A 23,261-nucleotide genomic window follows, 5' to 3' on the forward strand; every position below is an offset into this window, starting at 1 on the left:
ACATGACTTCGCGCCGTGGGCTGCTGCTTCGACTCTCCGCGTTGACCGGAACGGCCGGTCTCAGCGGCTGTTCATCCCTGCTGGCCAGGCAAGCGGAGTCACCGACGGGTGACCTCGACCCGAACCCGCGGGCCGACGAACTCCCGATACGACAACACGCATGGAACGAGCGCCTCCGGAACGACGCCGCCGGCAACGACCTGTTGCCGCGTCATTTCCGTCTGTTTATGCTCGACCTCGACACCTCTCCGTCGGATGCGGCCGCGGAGACTGTCGAGCTAGCGATGCGAACGCTGGAAGACGCCTACGAGTTCAACAGCGAGGGACTCCTGCACATGCTCGGCTGGGGGACGAGCTACTTCGAAACCTACGGGTCGCTCGATTCGTCCCCGATACGCAGCCCGCGGGTCCTCTCCCGGACGGACGATCCCGACCTGCAGGCCTTCGACGCGATGCTCGTCCTCGCAAGCGACGTTCCCTCGAACCTCGCGGCCGCCGAGTCGGCGATGTTCGACACGCGGCCCACGCTCGCGGACGCGGAGATTCAGGGTCGACTCGGCGACGTATTCTCCGTCGCAGACCGCCGCGGCGGCTTCATCGGCGAGGGGCTCCCGGCGGCCCACGCTGACGCGGAGGGCGTCCCCGCCGACATCCCCGAGGAGTCCTATATGTTCTCGGGCTTTTTCGCCGGTCGGTCCGGCACGCAGGCCAGCGAGGACCGCGTCACCATCGAAGACGGCCCGTACGCCGGCGGGACGACGATACACCTCTCGCGAATCAACGAGGCCTTCGACACGTGGTGGGAACTCGCCCAGTCCGACCGCGTCAAGCGACTGTTCTCGGCGGAGTTCTCACCGGAAGACATCGATAGGGGTGACCTCCCCTTCGCCGACATGGTTCGCGAACACGCGAGCACCGACGGGGAGGTCGGCCACTTCGAGAAGGTCGCCCGTGCCCGCAAGGACGGGGAGCCGATTATCCTCCGACGGGATTTCAACACGGTCGACGGCGGCCAGGCCGGGATCCACTTCCTCTCGCTACAGGAACGCCCGCGGGACTTCGAAGAAGTCCGGGACGCGATGAACGGCTGGTGGCTCCGGGAGGAACACGATGACCTCCGGGACCGGCAGAACAACGGCCTGCTGGAGTTCATCGAGGTCGCGTCGCGCTCGAACTTCTACGTCCCGCCGCGTGACAAGCGAGCCTTCCCGGCCCCGTAGCAGTCACTCGTCGGTTGACTGCGATGGTAAAAGCGGCGTGAGACCGGACGCCGGCAGCGGTTCACTCCTCGTCGTCTATTGTCGTGTCGTTCTGGTTCACGTCACCCGGCCAGACGCCGTGGTCCCAGACCTCGAAGCCGTTGAACGTCTCTGTCGCACCCTTCGGCTTCCACTCACTTTCTTCGTGTGCCATTGTATGTCACCTGTCGTAGTGGCCGGGCTTAAGTTTTGGTGCCGTCACTCCGACGGCGTCCCCGGCGGTTTCTGCTCGTCCGTGACTTCGTCGAGGAACGCGTTGGCGTAGAGGTCGACGTGCATCTTCAGGACCGCGCTCTCGTCGATTCCGCTCCCCTCGGCCTGCCGACTGAGCAACGCAGCCAGTTCCTCGGTCGGTTCGTAGCGGATTTCGCGGCCGTCGACCTCGAACTCCACGTCGTGGGACTGTGAGACGAGGTGTTCGATCTCCAGCAGCGCCTGCTCGACCTTGGTCTCCATCGCCTCGTCGATGTCCTCTAACCGCCGGTCAGCCCACTCCTGGGCGGCCTCGTACAGGCGGTCGCTCACCTCGAAGGCAAGTGTCAAAACGACACCCCCTCCCCATCGAACTCGGGCGTCCACAGCGTCGTCTCCTCACACACCGGACAGTCCTGTCGGCGCGGCTGCCCCTCGAATGCCGAGAGGTCTATCATCTGGCCGCACTCCTCGCAACTGTAGTACGTCATTCTTCAGACGGGGGCCACGAGCGTGGGGCCGGGTCAGCCTCGGTAATCTCGGAGTACAGGACCACGAGCGCCCCGAGAACGATGGTCAACACGAGCACTCCGGCAATGCCACCCAGCGCGTTCTGACCGACGAACGTGGCCGTTCCGGTCGTGAAGTCGATAGTCGACAGTACTTCGAACAGTGTCAGTAACAGCCAGACGAAGGCACCCAGTACCACGAACGTGAGTATCTTCGACTGTTGGACCGCGGTTCGGAGTGTCATTGTCGTTCGTGTATGACATTGGCCATCAAGTGTTATAAACATACGGCGTTGTGCATCGGTCACTGTGAAGTCTCGCGACCGTGGGCATAGAGGTATGCGATCCCGATGAGGGCGTACGCTCCGCCGAGACCAGCAAAGATCGTATCGCCCTGTCTGGTCCCGAGTATCACCTGAACGAGGCCGACGAGAACCATCGCACCGCCGATCAGTCGCGCCCGGGCGGATTCGTTCATGCCTCCTGTTGCTCTGACGGGGCACATAACCATTGAGGGCGAGGGCACTCAGCGGCCTGTCGCACTCACTCCGTCGCGAGGTCCCACTCCGCCTTCTCGGCGGCGTCGGCGAGCGGGATGAACTCCCAGCCTGTCCGGTCGGCAATCGGCTCATCGTCTGGACGGCCCACGAGGACCATCCGCTCGGCGTAGAACATCGAATGTTCGTCGATGTCGGCGAGTCTCTCGGCCGGTTCCTGGCCCGCGCCGCTGAAGAAGTCGGCGTCGATGCCGTGGTCGCGCTGGAACTTGTTGATGACGAAGGCGTCGACGTCGCCGACGATACCGACCCAGTCGGCCCACGCCCGCGCCTCTCGGAACACCAGTTGCGGGTCGGCGAACTGCCGGGCCGCGTCGTAAGTCACGGCCATAGTCATGTCGTCGATGCCCCCGCCGTGGGGACCGCTCGCTTCGACGGACTCCGCGCCAGCGGCTGGGTCCTCGGCGACGTTCGAAGCCGGGTCAGTGTCGGTCGCGGCTGCGCCGCCCGCGCCGCCGCTGTCCGTCGGGATACCGACCGGCTTGTCCTTGTTCTCACGCGGGACGTGGGGGACCGCCTGGCTCCCGGGGCCCGCGCTGGCGGTATCCCCTCCGCTCCCCTCGACACCAGCGTCCGCATCAGTACTCGTACTCGTGGCCGCGTCGGGGCTCTCAGCCTCGGCGTCGCTGTCGGGCCGCACCGACACGGTCCCGGGGTCCGGTTCGTCTTCGGGGTCGCCCTCGCCGCTCCAGAACCAGTCGCCTCGGTTCGGCATTTCTTCGTCGTCCTGTACGTCGAGTTCGTCGAGGTCGATTTCGTCTGTCATTCTCCGAGTGTCGTGTCCGCTGGTAGCGTCGATCTGTCGACAGCATCAGCGAGGCCGAGTCGCTCGATTGTCTCGGGGGTGGGCCGGCCGTCAGCGTCCCAGCCGCGCTGGCTGTAGTACTCGTCGAGCATCGCGTCGAACGACTCGGTATCGATTGCCGCGCCCGCGTTCGGGCCCGAATCGAGCGGTTCCTGCAGCTTCGCCGGGAGTTCGTCGTCGGCCCGCGAGACGCCCTCGCGGACGTTGAACAGGCGCGTGAGCGTCCAGACCCGCTCGCCGACCGTCGCGAGGTCGCCGTCCGTGTCCAGACCGACGGCGTCGAGCCACTCCGCGCCGAGGTCTTCGAAGGCGTCGCCGACGAAGTCATCGACGACGAGACACCACAGCACCGACCGCTGGTCCTGTTCGCGGATGACGGCCGCGGCCGCCCGCTCGGGGCTCCAGTCGCCGTCGAAGGCTTCCCGCTCGATGGGGAGCGCCCGCCGGTGACAGGCCCCGCGGTCGCTGGTCGCGTACGCCAGCGCCATGCTCCGTGCGCCGCGGGGGTCGTACGCGGGCAGTTCCATGGCCTTGACCGTCGGCAGGAGGTCGTCCCCGCCCAGGCGGGCCGAGGCCGCGTCGACCCCGTCAGCCAGGGCGTCCCCGAGCGTCGTCTCCCGTTCAACGATTTCTTGTAGGAGCGCCCGCGCGTCGTCGGGACTCCCGTAATCGAGCGATTCGTCGAGCAGGTCGGAATCGCCGGCTTTGATCGCCCACGCGACGGCGCTCCCGGCGCTGATGAGGTCAAGCCCCAGCCGGTTGCACGTCTCGCCCAGTGCCGCCACGGCGTCGAAGTCGTCGATGCCGAGCCCGGCCCCGAGGCTCATCGCCGTCGCCCCGCGGGGCACGGTCTCGCCGTCCTCAGTCTCGACGCGGAAGCCGCCGGGACTGCCCTCATCGTCGTACTCCCGACCCGCGGCGAGTTCCTGCACGGCCTCGATGCCGACGCCGTCGGCCCCCTCGAACTGGCCGTCTTCCCAGCCGCGCGTCGAGAGCGCACCGACCTCGTTGGCGAAGTCGACCGTTTCAACGGTGCCGCTGGCGTGGAGCCACTGTCCGGTGTCGCCCTCGCGGTACCGCTTTGCGTACTGTTCCCGTAGCTCCGCGAGATCCGTCGGCGGGTCGCCGCGGACGACGACTGCTTTCAATCGTTTTGCACCCATCACGGCCCCGGCACCGCCCCGGCCGGCGTGGTGTTCGCCGCCGTCGGAAGCGATGGTCGCGAACGCGACGCCTTGCTCGCCCGCCGGCCCGATACACGCCACCGCAGCGTCGGGGAATGCCGCGTCAGTTTCGGCCGTATCCTCGCCCCACGTTTCGGCGGACTCGACCGCCGCACCGTCGTCCTCGACGACGAGTTTGACTGGCTCCGAGGCGCGCCCGGTGACCAGAATCCCGACGTGGTCCTGCAGCGCGCCGGCCAGCGTGTCCGGGAACGTCCCGCCCGCGTAGGAGTCGAGGAAGCCGCCGGTCAGCGGCGACTTCGTGACCGCCGCGTAGCGCGTCTCGCCGGGGAGCAGCCCGGAGACCGGGCCGAGCATGAACAGCAGGACGTTCTCGGGGCCTAACGGGTCGGTGCCGGCGTCGAGTTCGTCGTACAGGTACCGAGCGCCGAGCCCCTTGCCGCCCACGAACTGCCGACGCCACCGCTCCGGAACTGGATGACTCTCGACTGACGCCGACGACAGGTCGACGCGTAGTATCCGGTCCCGGTTGGCTACTGTCATCACCTCTCACTCTGCCGTCTGTCGACTAAAGGATTACCCACATCAATCATGCACGAAGCACCTTTCCCCCAGACGTGAGAAGTCGGGGTATGCGCGCAGGAGCCATCGTCGCGGGCGGCCGGTCGACGCGGTTCGGGGACAGCGACAAGGCCGTCGCCGACCTCGCGGGGACGCCGATGATTCGCCGCGTCGCCGACCGACTGGGACAGGTCGTCGACGAACTCGTCGTGAACTGCCGGGAAGACCAGGTCGAGGCCATCAGCGCGGCGCTGTCGGACCACACGCTCGATCCGAGGTTCGCGCTCGATGAAGACCCCGACCAGGGGCCGATGGCGGGGATCGCGACCGGGTTGGGAGCCGTCGAGAGCGAGTACGCCGCCGTGGTCGCGTGCGACATGCCCTTCGTCGACCCGACGTTCGTCGGCTACCTGTTCGAGCGGGCCGAGTCCCACGAGGCCGCGGTCCCGCGCCCGGACGAGTGGTTCCAGACGACACAGGCGGTGTATCACGCGGACGCGATGCGCGACGCCTGTCGGCGAGCGCTGGAGCGCGGCGAGCACAAAATCGTCGAGCCGCTGTTCGACCTCGATTACGTCGTCGTCGAGCGCGAGGAGATCCTCGAACACACCACGCCTGCGACTTTCGAGAACCTCAACACTCGGGAGGAGTTCGAGGCCGCTGTCGAGCGGCTCTGAGGGCGCGCGTTGCGGCCGGCCGTTCTCAGACGACTGCCACCAGCGGGTCGTCAGCTCGCATCTCGGCGAGGACGACGCGGGGGACATCGGCCCGGTCGTGAATCGCCTCGGCGACGGCCCGCGCGCTCGTTTCGAGCCCCGCGTCGTCGACCATGTTGAGCAGCGGAATCGCGGTCGCGTCGGCTGGCACGTCTTTCAGCCCGCCCCGGTCGCTGGCGAGAACCGCGGCGACATCTTGCGGGTGAATCACGTCGCCGGGGTCGAGCCCGGTAATCGCGGCCACTTCGTCGACTCGGTGAACGATGTCGTCGGTCAGGGGTTCGCCGATGACGTGCGCGCTGGCGATGGGAACGACCGTCGATGCCGTCGGGGGTAGCTGTGGTTCGCGGTCGCTCGGTGCTTTGAACTCCCGCATCCGCGCGCCGTCGGCTTTCACCAGAATCGGGTGATCGATATCGGCCAGGTCGGCGACGGTTGCCGGGTCGTAGCCGCGGTAGCGGTCCGGCCGCTCCTGTGCCGGCACGACGCCCAGCGGCCATGTGGTCGCACCGTCGATAGCTGTCCGCGGACTCTCCGTCACGACAACCTCCGCGACCCACCCGTCGAAAATCGGAATCCGGACCGTCGCCGTGACGACTGCGTGGTCCAGTCGCGCTGCGAGCGTTGCCATCGTCGTCTTCTTCCCCCCAGCGCCGACGAAACAGATGGTCCCGTGCTTCGCGTCTAACGCGTCGACGATGTCCATACCCACTGCACGGCGGTGATCGGATTAACCGTTACCCTGGTGTGTACGATGACAGAACCGGACCAGTCACGTCATTTAAGGGGTTGTGCTGTGAATAGTTAGCAAGGAAATGCTCGAAGACGACTTCGGTCGCGAGGTGTCCGGTGTCCGCGTCTCCCTGACCGACCGGTGTAACTTCGACTGCGTCTACTGTCACAACGAGGGGCTGGGAGACACACGGGGCCCGATGGAGGCACAGGACGACGAACTCACCGCCGATACCATCGTGGCCTTCCTCGAAGTCGCCGCCGAGTTCGGCGTCGACTCGGTGAAGTTCACGGGCGGGGAGCCGATGCTCCGAGAGGACCTCGAGGAGATCGTTCGGCGGGCTCCCGACGAGATGGAGGTGTCGATGACGACGAACGGCACCTTCCTCCCCGGCCGCGCCCCGGACCTCGTCGACGCTGGCCTTGAGCGGGTCAACGTCTCACAGGACGCTCTCGACAGCGAGGCCTTCGCCGAACTGACACAGAGCGGGGCCTACGACCGCGTCCTCGAAGGCGTCGAAGCGGCGCTGGACGCCGGCCTCGCGCCGGTGAAGCTCAACATGGTCGTGTTCGAGCCGACCGCGGGCTACGTCCCGAAGATGGTCGACCACGTCGCCGACAACCCCGGCCTCCAGCTCCAGCTCATCGAGTACATGCCGGAACTGGCCGGTCACCCGGAGTGGGCCATCGACATCGACCGGGTTCACGACTGGCTCGAGGACCGCGCCGACAAGGTCGAACACCGCGAGATGCACGACCGCAAGCGCTACTGGATACACAGCAACGAGGCGGCGGTCGAAGGGAGCGGCACCACCACCTCGCTGGCCGCGTCTGACGGCGGCATGCGGACGGAGCCGGTCAACAACCGCAACAGCGGCATGGTCGAGATCGTCGACCCCGTCGGCAACGAGAACTTCTGTGCGAACTGCCACCGCGTGCGCCTCACCCACGACGGCTATCTCAAGGGCTGTCTGAACCGCAACGACGACCTGCGGGACATCGGCACCACGAAGGAGTCGATGCGCGCCGCGTTCCGCGAGACGGTCGACACCCGCGTCCCCTACTACGGCGAGTACATGGTCGAAACCGAGGACGGCGAGTGGGAGATCAACGAGGAGTACATCGACACCGACGGGGACCGTGCGCCCTACGAGTACTCCGAGTAGCGGCCGCCCCGGGCAAACGCTCTTACTGTTCCATCGTGAAAACCGCCCAGGATGAGTTTCCCGTTCCGCGATCAGACGACGGTTTCGCTGTCGTGGAACGAACTGACCGGTGCGGTCGGGGACTCGGCGACGGTGCTCCCGGTCGTCGTGGCTGTCGCCGTGCTGACGGAGCTCTCGCTCCCGGTCATGCTCGTCTGGTTCGGGGTTTTTCAGGTCGTCTGGGGGCTGTACTACGGCGTTCCCATCTCCATCGAGCCGATGAAGGCTTTCGCCGCGCTGGTCATCGCCGGGACCATCTCCACCGGCGAGCTCGTCGTCGCAGGGCTCCTGTTGGCCGGCATCCTGCTCGCGCTCGGAACCACGCGGTCACTCGAAACGGTCAATCAGTACGTCGACGACACCGTCGTTCGTGGGGTACAACTCGGCGTCGCGCTGGTCCTGCTGGAGACGGGCGTTGACCTCGGGCTCAGCGATCCGAGACTCGTGGCCGTCGCCGTCGGCGTGGTGGCCGTCCTCGCATTTCTGGGCCACAGCGGCCAGAGCGCCTTCGCCGTCTTCGTCCTGGGTGCTGGTATTGCCCTCGCAGAGACCGGAGTTCCGACACCGACCGTCCCTGCTGTCGATGCCATGTTCATGCTCCCGACGATGACGCTATCGGTGCAGACCGCGGAGGCGGTTCTCGCCCAAGTCGCGGTCACGGTCGGTAACGCCGCCCTCGCCACGTCGGTCCTGCTCGCGGACTACTTCGACCGGGACGTGTCCGCGGACCAGCTCTCGAACAGCATGGGGCTGATGAACCTCGCCGCGGTCCCGTTCGGCGCGTTCCCGATGTGTCACGGGAGCGGCGGCGTCGCCGGGAAGTACGCCTTCGGGGCCAGAACGCCCGGCGCGAACCTGATACTCGGCGCGGGCTACGTGCTGACTGCGTTCCTCGCCGTCGGCGTCATCGCGGCCTATCCGACGGCGCTGCTCGGGGTCATTCTGGTACTGATCGCGCTCCAACTGGGCTGGACCGGCGTTTCCAAAACGGACGACCTGGCGGTCGTCGCGGCAATCGGTGTCCTCGGCGTGCTCGTCAACCTCGGCCTCGCGTTCGTCCTCGGCGTCCTCGTCCAGCAACTTCGCGCCCGGTTGTGACTCAGCGGCTGGCCCCCACACGCTTGTATCAGGAGCCCGAAGCGTCGACTGATAGATGCGCCCCGCAACGGAACTCGAAAACCTGCTCGGAGAGGCGGAGTCACTCACCATCGTCTGTCACAACAACCCCGACCCCGACTGTCTGGCCAGCGCGCTCGCGCTCGGTCGCATCGCGGCCGCCGTCGGCATCGACGAGCGACGAATCCTCTACAGCGGCGAGATCTCACATCAGCAGAACCGTTCGTTCGTCAATCTGCTCGAGATGGACATCCAGGAGTTTGACGCGGCCGACGTGACTGACCGAGAATCCTCGGAACTGCTCGCCTTCGTCGACCACTCGATTCCGGGGTCGAACAACCGGGTCCCCGAAGACGTCTCGGTCGACATCGTCATCGACCATCATCCCGCCGAGGATATCAGCGCTCGGTTCGTCGACCACCGGGTGGAGATCGGGGCGACGGCGACGATACTGACCGAGTACTTGCGGGACCTCGAAATCGAACTCGACGACCGGCTGGCGACCGCGCTGCTGTTCGCGATCCGTCGAGAGACGCTGGGCTTTCTGCGCGGCGTGACACCGGACGAGTACGAGGCTGCCGGCTTTCTGACGGAAACGGCCGATTCTGACCTGTTGCGACAGCTCTCTTCGCCGTCGATCAGCGGCGCAACTGTCGACGCTATCGCGGACGCAATCGAGAACCGGACTGTCCGCGGGTCGGTGTTGATCTCACACGTCGGCCGGACCCCGGAGCGGGACGCCCTGCCGCAGGCGGCTGACTACCTGGCGACCCTGGAGGGCGTCGAGACCGCCGTCGTCTTCGGCATCGTCGAGGACACCATCCAGCTCAGCGCCCGCTCGACGGACTCCCGGGTCAACATCGGTGACGTTCTGAGTGAGTCACTGGATGACGTGGGGAGCGCGGGCGGGCATCGGGAGATGGCCGGCGGCGAGGTGCCGCTCGGCATCTTCGCCGATTACACGAGCGACGACACTGTGCTCGTCGATATCGTCGAGCAGGTGATTTCAGCGCGGCTGTTCGCCGGGTTGAATCTCTCCGAAGAGAACTGATACTGTCGGCTGTAATCCCGTGGAGAATATTGCTACCCCGGGTGCCGACTATCTTCACGAAGGTACAGCTAACGGTATGAGCCGCCGTTCAGGACAGCCGGAACGTTTCCAGGTTCTTCGGGTTGTGCGTCCGCATGTTGAACTTCTGGTACAGCGCCGAGGAGAGCTGGTTCGTCGTGGACGCGTCGCCGTGGACACAGAGGATTTTCTCCGGTCGCGGGTGCATCGTCTCGACGAACGACTCCAGCCCCTGTCGGTCGGCGTGGCCGGAGAAGCCATCGACCGTCTCCACGTTGAGCCTGAGGCTCACCCGCTCGGCGCGTGGCCCGCTCGTATCGCCTAAGGTAATCTCGTCCTGGCCGCGCTGGATCTGGCGACCGAGCGTCCCCTCGGCCTGATAGCCGACAAAGGCCATCGTGCTGTCCGGGTCGCTGCCCAGCAGTCGGAGCCAGGACATCACGGGGCCGCCGGTGACCATCCCGGAGGTAGTCAGAATGATGGCCGGCTCGTCGTCGGCGATGTCCTGTCGCATCTCGTCGCCGCCGTCGACTTGCTCGAACTGCTCGGCGAGGAACGGGTTCTCGTCCTCGTACAGGATACGCTGGCGGAGGTCGTCCCGGAGGTACTCCGGATACGCGGTGTGGATGGCCGTTGCCTCTCGAATCATCCCGTCGAGATACACCGGCATCGTCGGGATATCGCCCTTTCGCATCGCTTCTTCGAGGACGAGCATGAGCTCCTGGGACCGACCCACGGCGAAAGCCGGAATCAGGATTTTGCCGTCGTTCTCGTAGGCCTCGTTGATGACATCTCTGAGGACCCGTTCGGAGTCGGACTGATCGGTCTGGTAGTCGTTCTTGCCGCCGTAGGTCGACTCCAGCACGAGCGTCTCCACCCGCGGGAAGTCGTTGACAGCGCCGTCGAGCAGCCGAGTGTCCTTGTAGTGAATGTCACCGGAGAAGGCGACGTTGTACCGTCCCTCACCGATATGGAAGTGACACACCGCCGAGCCCAGGATGTGACCGGCGTTGTGCATCGTGAGTTTGATATCGGGCGCGATGTCGGTGACGTTGCCGAACTCTAGAGGAATCGTGTGTTTCAGCGCGTCACGGACCTGCTGGCTCTCGTAGGGCGGGGTGCGGCCTTCCTTCGAAGCCACGTCGAGGTAGTCCAGCTGGAGCAGGCCCATCAGGTCCCGCGTCGGTGCGGTCGTGTAAATCGGGCCGTCGTAGCCGTATTTGAACAGGATCGGAATGAGCGCGGAGTGGTCCAGGTGGGCGTGTGTCAGGACGACGGCATCGATGGAGTTCGGCCCTGCGGCGAGCGCTTCTGGAGCCTGGAGATACGGGACCTCGCCCTCAGCGCCGGGCTTGTCGCCGCAGTCGATGAGGATTCGGGACTCGGGCGTCGAGAGGATGAACGCGGCGCGCCCGACCTCACGACAGCAGCCCAGCGTCGTGAGTCGGACCCAGTCCTCGTCACTCGTGGTCGGACGGTTGATCTGTCGACCGACGCGCTGGAGGATGTCCCGTCGTTCCTCACGTTCCTGCTTGAGGTAGTTCCGGACATTCGAGACCGTCGAGGACTCCATCGGCGGCGTCCGGACGACCTCGGGGGTCCAACCGACGGAAGCGGATATTTCGTCGAGGGTCGCCCCATGGCGGCCGATGACGCGGCCGGGCTTTTCGGCCTCGATGAACACTTCGCCGGTCTGGCGGTCGAAATCCAGGTTCTGGACGCCGGCGTCTTCGGGAATCGTCTGCGTGATTCGAGCCCGCGCTTCGTTCGGCGGCACGAGGGCTTCCTGCGTGGGGCGAACGTTGATTCGTTTACGTAGCGTCTGTGCGAGGTTTCTGACGATCCCGTCGCGGTTGGCGACCGTCTGCGCGTCCGGCGTGTAAATAACCAGCTCCGGCCCCTCGAAAGCGACGGAATCGATTTCGATGTCGTCCGGTGTCTCTTCTTCGACCTGTGCTTTGATTCGATCAAGTGTCTCGTCTGCGGAACTCATAAGTTTGGAGATGGAGGCCCGATAGCCGTCGGAAAACCACGGCTCTCGACTGCCGTTATCTAGCGGGAGTGCGAGCACGGTAAAGAACCTTTGCTTGTCTCGTTATGTCATCGTATCGTCGTGTCCCGCCAGGAACCGGCGAATTTTAGTGTGGGACTGCGAGATGTATTTGTATGGGCTTTGGTAGCTACGATGAATCCGAACAGAAGGACAACGACGTAGACGCAGACGACAGCGAAGGCGTTGCGGTCCACGAGAACGACCACGACGGGTCGGTCTCCTTCGAGACGGAGGCGACCACGAGCGACCTCGTCGACAAGCTCGGCGACATGAAAGACGAAGACGACGAGGAGTAACGGCCTCGAATCCCCCCTCAGAACGGCGATTCCTGCCCGACTTTTTCCGCGAGTTCGCCGCGTTCGTCCAACTGTTCGAGAATGTCGCTCCCGCCGATGAATTCCCCGTCGACAAATGTTTGGGGAATCGTCTCGCGCCCGCTGTGCCGTTCAAGCGCCTCGCGGTAGGCGTCAGTCGCCTTGAGTACGTCCACCGTCTCGATGTCCTCGCGGTACTGTTTCAGGAGTCCCAGCGCCTTCTTCGAGTAGCCACACTGCGGCATCAACTCGTTGCCTTTCATGAACAGCACGACCTCGTTGTCCTCGATGACAGTGTCTACCTGATCCGTGACCTCTTCCGGCGAGAGTTCTTCGGGCTCGAATGCCATACCGTCACTAACGGCGTCGGCAATAAAGGCGTACCGACGAGGCGAGCGAGGCCACAGCGTCGGGGCACTCGACTACTCGGCTTCCTCTGGCGTCAGCGTCGTCAGCTCGATGGCGTGAATGTCGCGGGTGAGATGCTCGCCGAGCGCGTCGTGGACGAGCTGGTGCTGGTCGACCAGCGATTCTCCTTCGAACGCTGGGGAAACCACGCGTACGGCGTAGTGTTTGTCGTCGTCGGGGTCCCGTGGTGTGGTGACCGTCGCCTGTGCCTCCGGAAGCGCTTCCTCGATGAGTTCGGCGACCGCATCTTCGTCCATACGCGCTCTGAAGAGAGCGGCGGGCAAAACAGTTGGCGTCACAGTCACGTCGTGGCCACCAACCGAGTGACAGCTCCCGACCGACACCGACCCCCCGGGGGCAGCCAGTCCCAGGAGTGCGAGCGCGCGTTCGCCGAACCAGATCCCCGAGCGCCGCCGTGAAACGGACTGTCCAGCGCCCGACCACCAAGGTAAGCCCGCCGGCCGCAACCAGTTTGACGAACCGCTCCACGTCCTACCCTGCGGTGATTGGCTGGAAATGCCTGCCGGCTGAACCACAGGTGTTTGTGCGTCGGGTACGTAAACCGTATATGAGCGACGCAACGCTCGTCTACGACGACGACTGCGGCTTCTGTACGTGGTGGGCGGACTTCATCGACGAGCGGTCCGACCTCGAAATCGTCGGATTCTCCGAGCTCGGCGATGATCTGCTGGAGCGCCTGCCGGATGACTACGAATCCTGTTCGCATCTGGTGACCGAGGAGGAGGTGTATTCTTGCGGGGAGTCCATCGAAACTGCGCTCACCTACACCGACATGGGCAAGCCGGCGCGGCCGCTGGTCTCCTTTTTCAGGCAGTTTGAGGACTACGAGCGGCTCCGCGAGCGGGCCTATCGGCAGGTCGCCGATAATCGGTCGAAGTGGGGAAAACTCATGTCGAAGACGCCGCCGGCACGCAGGGACGACTCGAACTGAGAGCCCTATCTGATCCTAGCATGTTGCAGGTCACCCTCGCTGACCGGGCTGACGTAGAGCAGCACCGACACCGGAACCGCGTGGCCGCGACGAGGAACGCCAGCAAATAAATAACCGCCAGCGCCCGGTGGAACAGAAGCCGGACGAGCCAGTACGCCTCTACTTCCCATGGCAGCATACTCTGGATAGGGCCCAGCCACAGACTAATCCGTATCGGGCGGCGGTTGTCAGCCGCAGCCAACAGTCACCTGCCAGTTCAGGCCATCAGTTGCTGATGGGTCGGCTTCATACAGCGGTCTTGAACGACGCGGCGGCCGGCCGCCTCGGCGCGTTCAACGGCCTCGTCGTCGTGGATGCCGAGTTGGAGCCAGATGACGGCGTCGTCGTCGCGTTCCAGCGCTGCGTCGACGATGTCGCTGACCTCGTCGCTGGGCCTGAACACGTCGATGATGTCTATTTCGCCGGGAATCTCTGACAGCGAGTTGTAGGCCTTCTGTCCGAATATCTCGTCGGCGTAGGGATTGACCGGAATCACCTCGTACCCCTGTTCGTTGAGGTACTTCGGAATCTCGTGAGCGTCCTTGCCGGGACTGGTCGAACATCCGACAACGGCGACGCGGTCCAGTTCGAGAATCTCTCGGAGTTCGTCATCTGAGCTAACAGGCATACGCGGAAGTTCGCCGGGCAGCGACAAAAGGTATTGCCTGCGGGAGCTACTCCGCGGGCTCGTCGGACTCGGACGGTTCCTGCAGGTAGGTCTGGCCCCACGCCGCCATTTCGGTGATTACAGACTCCAGTGACTCCCCGTGTTCGGTTAGCGAATAATTGACGCGAAACGGCTGTTCGTTGATTACTTCCCGGTCGACGAGCCCTTTCTCCTGCAGGTCTTCGAGGCTGTCAGAGAGCACTTTGGAAGAAATCCCGTCGACGTTCTCTTTGAGTTCGTTAAAGCCTGACGGCCCGTTCTCAAGTAATCGATGGATGATAACTGGGTGCCACTTCTTCCCGATGAGGGACGCCGTCGTGGTTATCGGACACCACTCTTCGCCAGCACACCAGACGGAGAGCTTCTCCGGTGATTCGCTCATATCTTGTCGATATTTCGGCCGCGGACGGCTAATAACTACCCCTGTACAGGTGACTGGAACCCAGTGGGCGGGACCCACGCCGGATAACTGCACGAGTACCGAGATCACCGCCACTTCCTAGGTTATCCACATGAACACATCATGGCGGGCTACCGTTCAAAACGTCCGTCTTTCAGCCAGTAGAGAGTAAGCATATTTTTATCCGGTTATGAAGTGCATTCTTGTATGGCGACGGTCACCGTGTGGAACGAAAATCAGCACGAACGGGCGACAGGCCCGGCGAACGCGATGTACCCCGACGGGATCCACACGACGCTGGCTGAGATGCTCGTCTCCTATGGCCACACCGTCCGAACAGCGACGCTGGAGGACCCGGACCACGGACTCACCGAGGAAGTGCTCGCCGAAACTGACGTGTTGCTGTGGTGGGGCGACATCGCACACGATGCTGTCAGCGACGCGGTCGCGAACCGCGTCGAGCAGGCGGTCCGCGACGGGATGGGGTTCATCCCGCTCCACTCCAGTCACGAGTCGAAGCCGTTCGAGTTGCTCATGGGAACGACTGGCGCCCTGCGCTGGCGCGAAGAGGGTGAACGCGAGCACGTCTGGATCGTCGAAGCGAGCCATCCCATTACCGACGGGCTTCCCGATGAGTTCGAACTCGAACGTGCCGAGATCTACGGAAAGGGGTTCGATCTGCCGATACCGGACTCCCTGGTAACAGTGAGTTGGTGTGACGACGGGACGGTGTTTCCCAGCGGGTGTTGTTACCACCGGGGTGCTGGGAGGATCTTCTACTTCCAACCCGGCCACGAGACGTTTCCAGTGTACCACCGACCGGTCGTTCAGAGGCTCTTACACAACGCCGTTGCGTGGGCCGCCCCGAGTGAGGCCGACCGTCCCAGCGTCGAGCAGCTCTAACGGTCAGGGCAACCGTTGTGCTGCTCGTCGGTCCCAGATGTGTCGGACCACCCTGTTCAATTGACCGGCGAGGATGGACAGACCGTGTGTATAAACAGGTAATTAGGAGACGTCTGTGGCAACGGTAGGCGCTGTTTTCCCCCAGTGGCGCGACCGAAGGCGACTGCAAACTTAGAGGACTGCGCCACGACCGTGAGTCAGCATGCGAGGACAACAGCGGGGCCGTGGACCGATTCCAAAGGGTTTGTATCGGATGACTCCGGAGAGTGGCCTATGACAGAGAACGTGGTCGTGCTCGGTGCGGGGTATGCCGGCGCGGGGGCAATCAAGAGTTTAGAGGACGAGCTAGACGGTGAGACGGACGTTGATGTCACCTGGATTTCTGAGACGGACTACCACCTGGTCTTGCACGAGTCCCACCGGTGTATTCGGGACCCGAGCGTGCAGGAGAACATCGCGATTCCGATCCACGAGATCAAGCAGCCCTCGACCTCGTTCATTCAGGACGAGGTCGTCGGTATCGACACCGACGCCCAGGAAGTGGACCTCGCTGACTCCGACACTGTCGAGTACGACTACCTGCTCGTGGGACTGGGCTCGCAGACGGCCTTCTTCGGGATCGAGGGGCTCGAAGAGCACGCCCTGACTCTCAAGAGCCTCGACGACGCGCTCGAAATCCACGACAACATTCAGCAAGCGGCCCGCGAAGCCTCCACCAACGACCCCGCGCAGGTCGTCATCGGCGGCGCTGGCCTCTCGGGTATCCAGACCGCCGGCGAAGTCGCCGAGTTCCGCGACGAACACAACGCGCCCATCGACATCCATCTCGTCGAAGGACTGGATAACGTTCTGCCCAACAGCGACCCCGAGCTCCAGGGTGCCCTGCGCAAGCGCCTGGAAGCCGCCGACGTGAACATCAAATGCGGTGAGTTCATCGGCGAGGTCGACGAGGAAACCGTCTACATCGGCGACGAGGACGAACTGGACTACGACGTGTTAGTCTGGACCGGCGGCATCACCGGCCGCGATTGTATGCAAGATGTCGACCTCGACAAAGACGAGCGCAACCATCGGGTGCACGCTGAGGGGAACTTCCAGACCGACGACGAGCACGTCTTCGCCATCGGTGATTCAGCACTGATCGACCAGCCCGGCGACCAGCCCGCACCGCCGACGGCCCAGGCCGCCTGGCAAGCCGCCGAAGTCGCCGGGGAGAACCTCGCTCGCGCCGTTCGCGGCCAGCCGCTGAAGACCTGGACCCACAAGGACAAGGGGACGGTTGTTTCGGTCGGTGAGAAAGCCGTCGCCCACGACGTGGTGAACGTCCCTATCGAGACGTTTGGCGGCACGCCCGCGAAACTGCTGAAGAAAGCGATTGCCGCCCGCTGGATCAACGACGTCACCGGTGTCGGTCGGGCCGCCAAGGCCTGGCCCGACATGTAGTACCTTTTTACTTCGTCGCCCTTCCTCGCGGCGCTTCGCGCCGCTGTAGGAGGGCTCCTCGCAAAAATCTACGCTAAAAACGACCTCCGAGTCGCGCTCTACGAGCGCGCTCGGAGTGAAACCGCGCTCGCTCCGCTCGCGCGGTACGCTGTGTCGGTTTCCCTCTGCACAGCCACCGTTCAGTGAACTACCAAGCCGACTCTAATACGTCGACGATATCCGCTCGGGTTGGCTCCAGCCCCGACGGGGCATTCGCCATGAAAGCGTCTTCGAGGACGGCGTCGGCAACTTCGGGAAACTCCTCGCGGTCGGGGCCGGCTACGTCACGGAGTCGCGTTGGCAGTCCCAGCGTCGTCACCACCTCACTGACTCGATCGACGACCGCGGCAGCGGGGTCGGCAGCATCACCGACGCCGAGCGCGTCGGCCAAGAGCGACCGCCGACCGTCGACCTGCTCGAAGAGATATGAGAGCGCGTGCGGGGCAATGACCGCGTGGGCCGCGCCCTGTTGGACCTCGTAGGTCCGGGTCAGCCCGTGACCGAGGGCGTGGACCAGCGAGAGCGTCGTCCCGTCGGCCCGCGAGATGCCGTACTGGACGAGCATGATACCCTGAGTGAGCGACTGATACACCCAGGGGTCGTCGTCACCGTTGCCGAATGCGAGCAGTCCTTCCGTGAGAAGGCCGAGGCCGTGCGACGCCATGGCGTCGGTTATCGGCGTTACGTTGGCTGCGTACAGCGTCTCGATACCTTTGTCGAAGCCGTTCATCGCCGAAGCCGTGAGGACCGACCGGGGCGTCGTCGCAATCAGCTTTGGGTCGTAACAGACGGCTGCGGGCATCAGTTTCGGATCGCCGACACCGCCACTGGCAGGCTCGTTCACGGGGCACGTGTCTGGCGCGGCTGTGACCCCCGCCACGATAGAGAGGTCAGCGCCGGCCAGTGTCGTCGGGACGGCCACAATCGGCGGCAGCTCCGCTTCCGGGACAGCTATCGTTCCGGCGTCGACAAACGCCTGGCCGACAGCGGCCGGGTCGCGGTCAGTCGCCGCGAGGATACTGATGACTTTCGCCACGTCGAGGCTGCTCCCGCCGCCGACGGCCACGAGACAGTCAGCATCGACCTCGCGGAAGCGTTCGAGGCCGTCGTAGGCGGTGCCGAGCCGCTTGGCTGGCGTCGTTTCCGCGAAGACGCCGGCCAGTCGGTCACCGAGCCCCTCTCGAACGGGGTCCATCACAGCCGGCGTCTCACCGACGGTAGCGCCACAGACGACCAGCGCGCGGTCGTCGCCCTGTCCGTCCAACTCCGTGTCCAGTGCACGGGTGGCACCGGGCCCGTAGCGGAGCGTTGCGGGGTCGTACTCGAATCGGAAGGGGGCTGCGAGGTCGGCGGCGACCGGTGTGTCGGTCATGGCTGTGACTCATTCGGTTCTCGCAGTTTCGGGCCATCGACGGCGTTCTCTTTGTGGTCGCCCGCAACCGTGGTCACATGACGGCGACTGCCTCTACCGGGTGTCATTACCGACATATCGGGCATCACGATTGTGAAGGTTTCTCATACAGATGATACCGGGAGACATCAGTGTAACTACGTTGCCAGACACAAGTGAATCGTTAACAACAACCTTTCTGTAGTGTCAGCATGGCCTGTCCATATCTGGAGTATCGAAAGGCGGATGGGGCACGTTCGTTCGACCACGAGCGAGCCTACTGCGCTGCTGCGGAGACGTTCGTTCAGCCGATGCGGGCTGACATCTGCAACGACCGATACGACCTGGACCACGGGCAGCACTGCGAGATATTTCAGGCCCACTCGGAGGGCGAGTGACAGTGGGTTACGAGGCGTACCTCGATGCGGACCCGGTCATCATCACCGCGGCGCTGACTGGCGGCGTCCACGGCAAGGAAGCGAACCCGAATCTGCCGGAGACGCCGGAAGAGATCGGCCGAGCGGCGGGAGAGGTCGAGGCCGCCGGCGCGTCTGTCGTCCATCTTCACGCTCGGAAACCGAACGGTGAGCGCTCCTTCCAAACGGAGCGCTTTCAGGAGATCGACGACGCCGTTCGCCGCCACACCGACGACATCATCATCCAGCATTCAACGGGTGGGACGGGCGCGCCGGACGATGTACGCCACCAGCCGCTCCGAACGGACCCGCCGCCGGAGATGGCCTCGCTGGATATGGGGCCGCTGAACCGCTACGACCACCTGACCAGCGAGAACACGCGTGCTCTGGTCGACTCGCTGCACGCCGAAATGATCGACCGCGGTATCAAGCCGGAACTGGAGGTGTTCAACGACGGCCACATGAACGAAGTCGAGGGACTGCTCGACCGCCGTGACCTCGCCGATCCGGTGTACGCGACGCTCATCTTCGGCCCGGGAACGCTGACACCGCCGACGCCGGGGAACTTCCTGAACGCAATCGACAATCTCCCCGACGGCACACTGTTCAACACGCTCGGGTTCGGCCGACACCAGTTGCCCTTTGCGACCATGGGACTGCTGTTCGGCGGCCACGTCCGCGTCGGTCTCGAAGACAACGTCTACTACGAACGGGACGGACTCGCCGAGAGCAACGCCCGCCTCGTTGAGCGCGTGGTACGACTGGCTGACGAGTTGGGCCGGCCCGTCGCATCCACCGCGGAGGCCAGGGAGATACTGGGTCTGGAAGAACTGTGACGCCGCGATGGGCAACTGTTTCGGGAGAGTGAGAGAAAAGTATAAGATCAGAATTATACACTAGAATTTTATATTAAGTTGGAGCGGCCGTGCCGTTAGAGGACAAACAATGGTATCTGAGTGCCACCATATCTGGATAGAACCAGAGTGAGAAGCTAATTACGTTCGAACCGATAGGAGTAGTACCGCAGGTGAGCGAGAACGGCCTCTGCGGGGTTATCGGAACAGCTGAGGACTCGAATAGCGCCGATAGCGGCGGTATCCGACGCTATTCTATGACAATATCTGGTCTCACGCTGTATTATAATCTCTATTATACTTTAGAGATGCTCCCGATTAATCTATATATTCTATGCTCGGTATAGTCGTCCCCTACTGGGGCTCCATCCCGGCCATCCCGGCCATCCCATCGATTAGCGAGTCGATGTCGTCAATCGTCTCAGCGAACTCGGTAACGCTGTCTTTCTCACGTCGGTCCGGGTTCGCGAGGACGCGAACCGGTTGTGTTCCCAGCGAGACGAACCCGAGTCCGAGTTTCGCCGCCGTAGCCCGGAGTCCCAGGCCCGCATCTGCGTCGCCCGCCAGAACCTTCCGGGCGGGGCTTTCGTGTGCCTTCGTCGTGAGTTCGTAGCCGTCGATGGCATCGATGAGTTCTGCGCGGCCGACGCCCCGCTTCTCGCCGAAGGTGTCGAGTGCGTCGTCGAAACTCCGTCGCAGTCCGGATGCGGTGTCGCGGTTGACGAAGCGGTAGTCACCGTCGACGAGGTCGCCCAGGTCGGACACATCGGTATCAGGACTGACGACCAGTCCCCACTCGCGCTGCCACCCCCCGATATCGGTCGCTTCGTGGTCGCTGCTGGTCGGACCCGCGACGACGGCAATATCGGGCACGCCGTTGCCGAGGCGGCGGAGCCCTTCAGTAGACCCGAGCGGGAGATACCGTGGGCGGGAAACGGTGTCAAGCAAGCACGAGAGGAGGGGGTCGTCCTCGCCCATGCCGAGAAGCGTCGGCGGTCTGACCGCCGGGGAGAACAGCGTCACGTCGACTGCCTCCCCCTCCGCAAGGTAGTCTGTCCCCGGCGGCACGTCCACGAAGCCGTCGGCGTCGACGAGGCTCGTCGTCGCGCCGCTGCCCTTGTCGACGGGATAGACCAGCAGCGACCCCGTCTCGTCCTCGACCAGGCCGGCCGGCATGAGGCGTCTGCGCCCCTCGCCGTAGCGTTCCTGGACCGCCATCGTGCCGGAGACCGTCGCCGTCTGTGGCGGGTCCCGCCCGGCGGCGTCCCGGACCGCCGGCGCGACGAACGTCTGGAAGATGGTCAGCGCCGACACCGGGTACCCGGGCAAGCCGACGTACGCCGAGTCGCCGATAGTGCCGACGAGCATCGGCTTGCCGGGCTTGACGGCGACGCCGTGGAGCCTGAGTTCGCCGCGTTCCTCGATCACGCGGTAGATGACGTCGACCGCGCTGGCGCTGGTCGACCCCGACGAGAGAACGAGGTCGCACTCGTCGGCCGCCTCGTGGAGCAACCGCTCCATCTCCTCGTAGTCGTCGCCGGCGTGGGGGTACATCACCGGGTTCCCGCCGGCCTCCGCGACCGCGCCGGCGAGCGTGTAGCTGTTCACGTCGTAAATCTGGCCGGCGGCGCTATCGAGGGGATCTCCGGGCCGGACGAGTTCGTCGCCGGTCGAGAGAATGCCGACCTGCGGCCGGCCGCGCACCGGGACCTCGTCGACGCCCAGTGCGGACAGGAGTCCGATTTCGCGCGGCGTGATGCGCGTTCCGGGGCCGAGCGCGCGCGCCCCGGCCGCGATGTCCGCGCCGGCGAGCATCACGTTGTCACCGGGCGCGACGGACGTGCGTATCTCGACGCCGTCGTCATCAGTCTCGGTCGTTCGCTCGACCATCACGACGGCATCCGCGCCGGGCGGCATCACCGCGCCAGTGGATATTTCGGCGACAACGCCCGACTCGACGGTCACGTCGGGCTTCTCGCCGGCGTGGACCTCCCCGGCGACCGACAGCGTGACCGGGTCGGCCTCGTCAGCGCCGAAGGTGTCCCTGGCCCGGACCGCGTAGCCGTCCATGCTCGCGCGGTCGAACCCCGGCACGTCGATGTCGGCGTCGACCCGCTCGGCGAGGACGCGGTCCCGTGCATCTGCCAGCGGGACCGTCTCCGGGGCGGGGTCGATGTCGAGGCCCGCGACGACCTCGTGGGCCTCCTCGGGCGAGGCCAGGTCGCGGAATTCGCGGCGGTCGCTCACTGCGACCACTCCCAGTCCTCGACGGTCACGGTGTCGCCGGCGTCGTACCCCTCGACGGACTCCGGCACAACGACCCAGCCGTCGGCGAGCGCGACGCTTGAGAGGACGCCAGAGCCGCTGGCCCGTGTCGGCGTCGCGGTCGTTCCATCGCCGTCCCCGTCGTGGAGTTCCACCCGGGCGTAGGTTCTGGTTCCCGGCTCGCTGGCGATTTTTCGCGTGAGTTCGGCCTCGGTCGTCGGCGGGTCGGTCGGCGGGAGATGGCCGGCCCGCCGAAGCGCCGGTCGGAGGAACTGGACGGCGTTGACGATGCAGGCGACCGGATACCCCGGGAGCATGAGAATCGGTGTCTCTTCGACCACGCCCAGCGCGACCGGGTGGCCCGGTTTCAGCGCGACGCCGTGGACCAGCACTTCGCCGATTCCGTCAACTACCTCCGGCAGTAGGTCACGCTCGCCGACGGAGGAGCCACCGGTCGTCACTACGACGTCGTGGTCCAGGTCGTCGCTGATGGCCGCCCGTAGCGCGTCCACGTCGTCGGTGACGATGTCGCGGTAGGTCGCGTCGCCGCCCCAGCGCTCGACGTACTGAGCGACGGTCTGGCCGTTCGTCTCGATGACTTCCCCGGGTTCGGGGTCGTCCTGCACCAGCTCCTCGCCGGTCGGAATCACGCTGACGGAGGGCCGTTCGTACACCTCGACGGTATCGTTACCGACGGATTTCAACAGCCCCAGGTCCGACGGGCGGAGTCTGTGGCCGTCCCCGTACAGCGTCTGCCCTTCCGCCACGTCCTCGCCGACGGGTGCGACGTTCTCCCCGCCGGCGACCGCATCGAACACGGTGACCCTGTCGCCAGTCACCTCGGTCTCCTCGACCATCACGACGGCGTCGGCACCCTCGGGGAGTTCGCTCCCCGTGTGCACGCGGGCCGCTGTTTCTGTGGTCACTGTTTCGTCGACCCGGAGCGATGCGGGCGACCGCTGGCTCGCGCCGAACGTGTCCTCGGCCCTGACGGCGAAGCCGTCCATCGCCGCGCGCCGGTAGTGGGGCACCGCTCGCTCGGCAGTGATTTCGCCCGCGACGACGCGCTCGTCGGCGTCGCGCAGCGGGACGTCCTCCGTCCGCTCGTGTGGGGACACTGCGTCCAGTAGCGTCTCCCTGGCTGCCGTCACCGGCGTTCGGTCCTTGAACCCGGCCGACTTTCGGGACTCATTGCTCATGTGGGTACGAATGG

At 64.8% G+C, this 23,261-nt stretch carries 27 protein-coding genes; 11 read left to right on the forward strand and 16 right to left on the reverse strand.

Annotated features, from left to right (window positions below; translation table 11 throughout):
* Nucleotides 1–2: 2 nt before the first annotated feature.
* Nucleotides 3–1,220: a DUF7405 family protein gene (locus ACOZ4H_RS08285; RefSeq protein ID WP_424328824.1), complete on the forward strand. Its 1,218-nt coding sequence runs from the start codon at nucleotides 3–5 to the stop codon at nucleotides 1,218–1,220.
* A 61-nt stretch (nucleotides 1,221–1,281) separates the two neighbouring features.
* Here ACOZ4H_RS08285 and ACOZ4H_RS08290 read toward each other — a convergent pair whose 3' ends face one another.
* From ACOZ4H_RS08290 to ACOZ4H_RS08320, 7 genes are all read right to left on the reverse strand, one after another.
* Nucleotides 1,282–1,413, reverse strand: coding sequence for a hypothetical protein (locus ACOZ4H_RS08290; RefSeq protein WP_424328825.1), 132 nt, complete (start codon nucleotides 1,411–1,413; stop codon nucleotides 1,282–1,284).
* A 44-nt stretch (nucleotides 1,414–1,457) separates the two neighbouring features.
* Nucleotides 1,458–1,802 (reverse strand): hypothetical protein, encoded by a 345-nt coding sequence (locus ACOZ4H_RS08295; RefSeq protein ID WP_424328826.1) that lies wholly within the window; start codon nucleotides 1,800–1,802, stop codon nucleotides 1,458–1,460.
* Nucleotides 1,799–1,942, reverse strand: a complete 144-nt coding sequence (locus tag ACOZ4H_RS08300) for a hypothetical protein (RefSeq protein ID WP_424328827.1) — start codon at nucleotides 1,940–1,942, stop codon at nucleotides 1,799–1,801. The genes ACOZ4H_RS08295 and ACOZ4H_RS08300 overlap by 4 nt, the downstream gene beginning before the upstream one ends.
* Entirely contained in the window at nucleotides 1,939–2,205 is a 267-nt protein-coding gene (locus ACOZ4H_RS08305) for a hypothetical protein (protein ID WP_424328828.1), read from the reverse strand. Before ACOZ4H_RS08305 ends, ACOZ4H_RS08300 begins: the two co-directional genes overlap by 4 nt.
* 59 nt (nucleotides 2,206–2,264) lie before the next feature.
* A complete protein-coding gene (locus ACOZ4H_RS08310; protein WP_424328829.1) occupies nucleotides 2,265–2,438 on the reverse strand; it encodes a hypothetical protein in 174 nt (57 codons plus the stop codon).
* Between the two features lie 65 nt (nucleotides 2,439–2,503).
* On the reverse strand, nucleotides 2,504–3,283 hold the full coding sequence (locus ACOZ4H_RS08315; RefSeq protein WP_424328830.1) for a DUF7124 domain-containing protein: 780 nt from the start codon (nucleotides 3,281–3,283) through the stop codon (nucleotides 2,504–2,506).
* Nucleotides 3,280–5,052 (reverse strand): aldehyde ferredoxin oxidoreductase family protein, encoded by a 1,773-nt coding sequence (locus ACOZ4H_RS08320; protein WP_424328831.1) that lies wholly within the window; start codon nucleotides 5,050–5,052, stop codon nucleotides 3,280–3,282. Before ACOZ4H_RS08320 ends, ACOZ4H_RS08315 begins: the two co-directional genes overlap by 4 nt.
* Before the next feature lie 86 nt (nucleotides 5,053–5,138).
* Between ACOZ4H_RS08320 and ACOZ4H_RS08325 the strand changes: the two genes are divergently transcribed.
* The gene (locus tag ACOZ4H_RS08325) at nucleotides 5,139–5,744 is read left to right on the forward strand and encodes a molybdenum cofactor guanylyltransferase (RefSeq protein ID WP_424328832.1); all 606 of its coding nucleotides are present in this window, start codon (nucleotides 5,139–5,141) and stop codon (nucleotides 5,742–5,744) included.
* 25 nt (nucleotides 5,745–5,769) lie between these two features.
* Here the strand turns inward: ACOZ4H_RS08325 and yqeC are convergent, their stop codons facing one another.
* Nucleotides 5,770–6,489, reverse strand: a complete 720-nt coding sequence (gene yqeC, locus ACOZ4H_RS08330; protein ID WP_424328833.1) for a selenium cofactor biosynthesis protein YqeC — start codon at nucleotides 6,487–6,489, stop codon at nucleotides 5,770–5,772.
* Nucleotides 6,490–6,598: 109 nt separating this feature from the next.
* On the opposite strand from yqeC, the gene moaA reads away from it, so the two are divergent.
* From moaA to ACOZ4H_RS08345, 3 genes are read left to right on the forward strand one after another with little or no spacing between them, the layout of a single operon-like run.
* Nucleotides 6,599–7,681: a GTP 3',8-cyclase MoaA gene (gene moaA, locus ACOZ4H_RS08335; protein ID WP_424328834.1), complete on the forward strand. Its 1,083-nt coding sequence runs from the start codon at nucleotides 6,599–6,601 to the stop codon at nucleotides 7,679–7,681.
* 51 nt (nucleotides 7,682–7,732) lie between these two features.
* Nucleotides 7,733–8,818 carry a putative sulfate/molybdate transporter gene (locus tag ACOZ4H_RS08340; RefSeq protein ID WP_424328835.1) on the forward strand — a complete coding sequence of 362 codons (1,086 nt, stop codon included), beginning with the start codon at nucleotides 7,733–7,735 and terminating at the stop codon, nucleotides 8,816–8,818.
* Nucleotides 8,819–8,873: 55 nt separating this feature from the next.
* The gene (locus tag ACOZ4H_RS08345) at nucleotides 8,874–9,887 is read left to right on the forward strand and encodes a DHH family phosphoesterase (RefSeq protein ID WP_424328836.1); all 1,014 of its coding nucleotides are present in this window, start codon (nucleotides 8,874–8,876) and stop codon (nucleotides 9,885–9,887) included.
* An 88-nt stretch (nucleotides 9,888–9,975) separates the two neighbouring features.
* Here the strand turns inward: ACOZ4H_RS08345 and ACOZ4H_RS08350 are convergent, their stop codons facing one another.
* Nucleotides 9,976–11,898 (reverse strand): beta-CASP ribonuclease aCPSF1, encoded by a 1,923-nt coding sequence (locus ACOZ4H_RS08350; protein WP_424328837.1) that lies wholly within the window; start codon nucleotides 11,896–11,898, stop codon nucleotides 9,976–9,978.
* Between the two features lie 173 nt (nucleotides 11,899–12,071).
* Here ACOZ4H_RS08350 and ACOZ4H_RS08355 point away from each other — a divergent pair, with 173 nt between their 5' ends.
* Complete coding sequence (locus tag ACOZ4H_RS08355; protein WP_137684282.1) at nucleotides 12,072–12,254, forward strand: DUF5786 family protein; 183 nt, start codon at nucleotides 12,072–12,074, stop codon at nucleotides 12,252–12,254.
* A 17-nt stretch (nucleotides 12,255–12,271) separates the two neighbouring features.
* Here ACOZ4H_RS08355 and ACOZ4H_RS08360 read toward each other — a convergent pair whose 3' ends face one another.
* Complete coding sequence (locus ACOZ4H_RS08360) at nucleotides 12,272–12,622, reverse strand: glutaredoxin family protein (RefSeq protein WP_424328838.1); 351 nt, start codon at nucleotides 12,620–12,622, stop codon at nucleotides 12,272–12,274.
* A gap of 72 nt (nucleotides 12,623–12,694) precedes the next feature.
* Nucleotides 12,695–12,937: a BolA/IbaG family iron-sulfur metabolism protein gene (locus ACOZ4H_RS08365; RefSeq protein WP_424328839.1), complete on the reverse strand. Its 243-nt coding sequence runs from the start codon at nucleotides 12,935–12,937 to the stop codon at nucleotides 12,695–12,697.
* A 311-nt stretch (nucleotides 12,938–13,248) separates the two neighbouring features.
* Here ACOZ4H_RS08365 and ACOZ4H_RS08370 point away from each other — a divergent pair, with 311 nt between their 5' ends.
* On the forward strand, nucleotides 13,249–13,632 hold the full coding sequence (locus ACOZ4H_RS08370; protein ID WP_424328840.1) for a thiol-disulfide oxidoreductase DCC family protein: 384 nt from the start codon (nucleotides 13,249–13,251) through the stop codon (nucleotides 13,630–13,632).
* A 256-nt stretch (nucleotides 13,633–13,888) separates the two neighbouring features.
* On the opposite strand, the gene ACOZ4H_RS08375 is transcribed toward ACOZ4H_RS08370, so the two are convergent.
* Nucleotides 13,889–14,299, reverse strand: a complete 411-nt coding sequence (locus tag ACOZ4H_RS08375) for a CoA-binding protein (RefSeq protein WP_424328841.1) — start codon at nucleotides 14,297–14,299, stop codon at nucleotides 13,889–13,891.
* 46 nt (nucleotides 14,300–14,345) lie between these two features.
* Nucleotides 14,346–14,720 (reverse strand): winged helix-turn-helix transcriptional regulator, encoded by a 375-nt coding sequence (locus ACOZ4H_RS08380; RefSeq protein WP_424328842.1) that lies wholly within the window; start codon nucleotides 14,718–14,720, stop codon nucleotides 14,346–14,348.
* A 225-nt stretch (nucleotides 14,721–14,945) separates the two neighbouring features.
* Between ACOZ4H_RS08380 and ACOZ4H_RS08385 the strand changes: the two genes are divergently transcribed.
* A complete protein-coding gene (locus ACOZ4H_RS08385) occupies nucleotides 14,946–15,641 on the forward strand; it encodes a ThuA domain-containing protein (protein WP_424328843.1) in 696 nt (231 codons plus the stop codon).
* Nucleotides 15,642–15,914: 273 nt separating this feature from the next.
* On the forward strand, nucleotides 15,915–17,084 hold the full coding sequence (locus ACOZ4H_RS08390) for an NAD(P)/FAD-dependent oxidoreductase (RefSeq protein ID WP_424328844.1): 1,170 nt from the start codon (nucleotides 15,915–15,917) through the stop codon (nucleotides 17,082–17,084).
* A 187-nt stretch (nucleotides 17,085–17,271) separates the two neighbouring features.
* Here the strand turns inward: ACOZ4H_RS08390 and ACOZ4H_RS08395 are convergent, their stop codons facing one another.
* Nucleotides 17,272–18,495 carry an iron-containing alcohol dehydrogenase family protein gene (locus ACOZ4H_RS08395; RefSeq protein ID WP_424328845.1) on the reverse strand — a complete coding sequence of 408 codons (1,224 nt, stop codon included), beginning with the start codon at nucleotides 18,493–18,495 and terminating at the stop codon, nucleotides 17,272–17,274.
* Between the two features lie 230 nt (nucleotides 18,496–18,725).
* Here ACOZ4H_RS08395 and ACOZ4H_RS08400 point away from each other — a divergent pair, with 230 nt between their 5' ends.
* The gene (locus ACOZ4H_RS08400) at nucleotides 18,726–18,911 is read left to right on the forward strand and encodes a hypothetical protein (protein WP_424328846.1); all 186 of its coding nucleotides are present in this window, start codon (nucleotides 18,726–18,728) and stop codon (nucleotides 18,909–18,911) included.
* A gap of 2 nt (nucleotides 18,912–18,913) precedes the next feature.
* Nucleotides 18,914–19,765, forward strand: coding sequence for a 3-keto-5-aminohexanoate cleavage protein (locus ACOZ4H_RS08405; protein WP_424330354.1), 852 nt, complete (start codon nucleotides 18,914–18,916; stop codon nucleotides 19,763–19,765).
* A gap of 372 nt (nucleotides 19,766–20,137) precedes the next feature.
* On the opposite strand, the gene ACOZ4H_RS08410 is transcribed toward ACOZ4H_RS08405, so the two are convergent.
* Entirely contained in the window at nucleotides 20,138–22,030 is a 1,893-nt protein-coding gene (locus ACOZ4H_RS08410) for a molybdopterin biosynthesis protein (RefSeq protein ID WP_424328847.1), read from the reverse strand.
* Entirely contained in the window at nucleotides 22,027–23,247 is a 1,221-nt protein-coding gene (gene glp / locus ACOZ4H_RS08415; RefSeq protein WP_424328848.1) for a gephyrin-like molybdotransferase Glp, read from the reverse strand. The genes ACOZ4H_RS08410 and glp overlap by 4 nt, the downstream gene beginning before the upstream one ends.
* Between the last annotated feature and the right edge of the window lie 14 nt (nucleotides 23,248–23,261).

Origin of the sequence: Haloarcula amylolytica, from assembly GCF_049705545.1 — an archaeon.
GTDB lineage: Archaea > Halobacteriota > Halobacteria > Halobacteriales > Haloarculaceae > Haloarcula > Haloarcula amylolytica_B.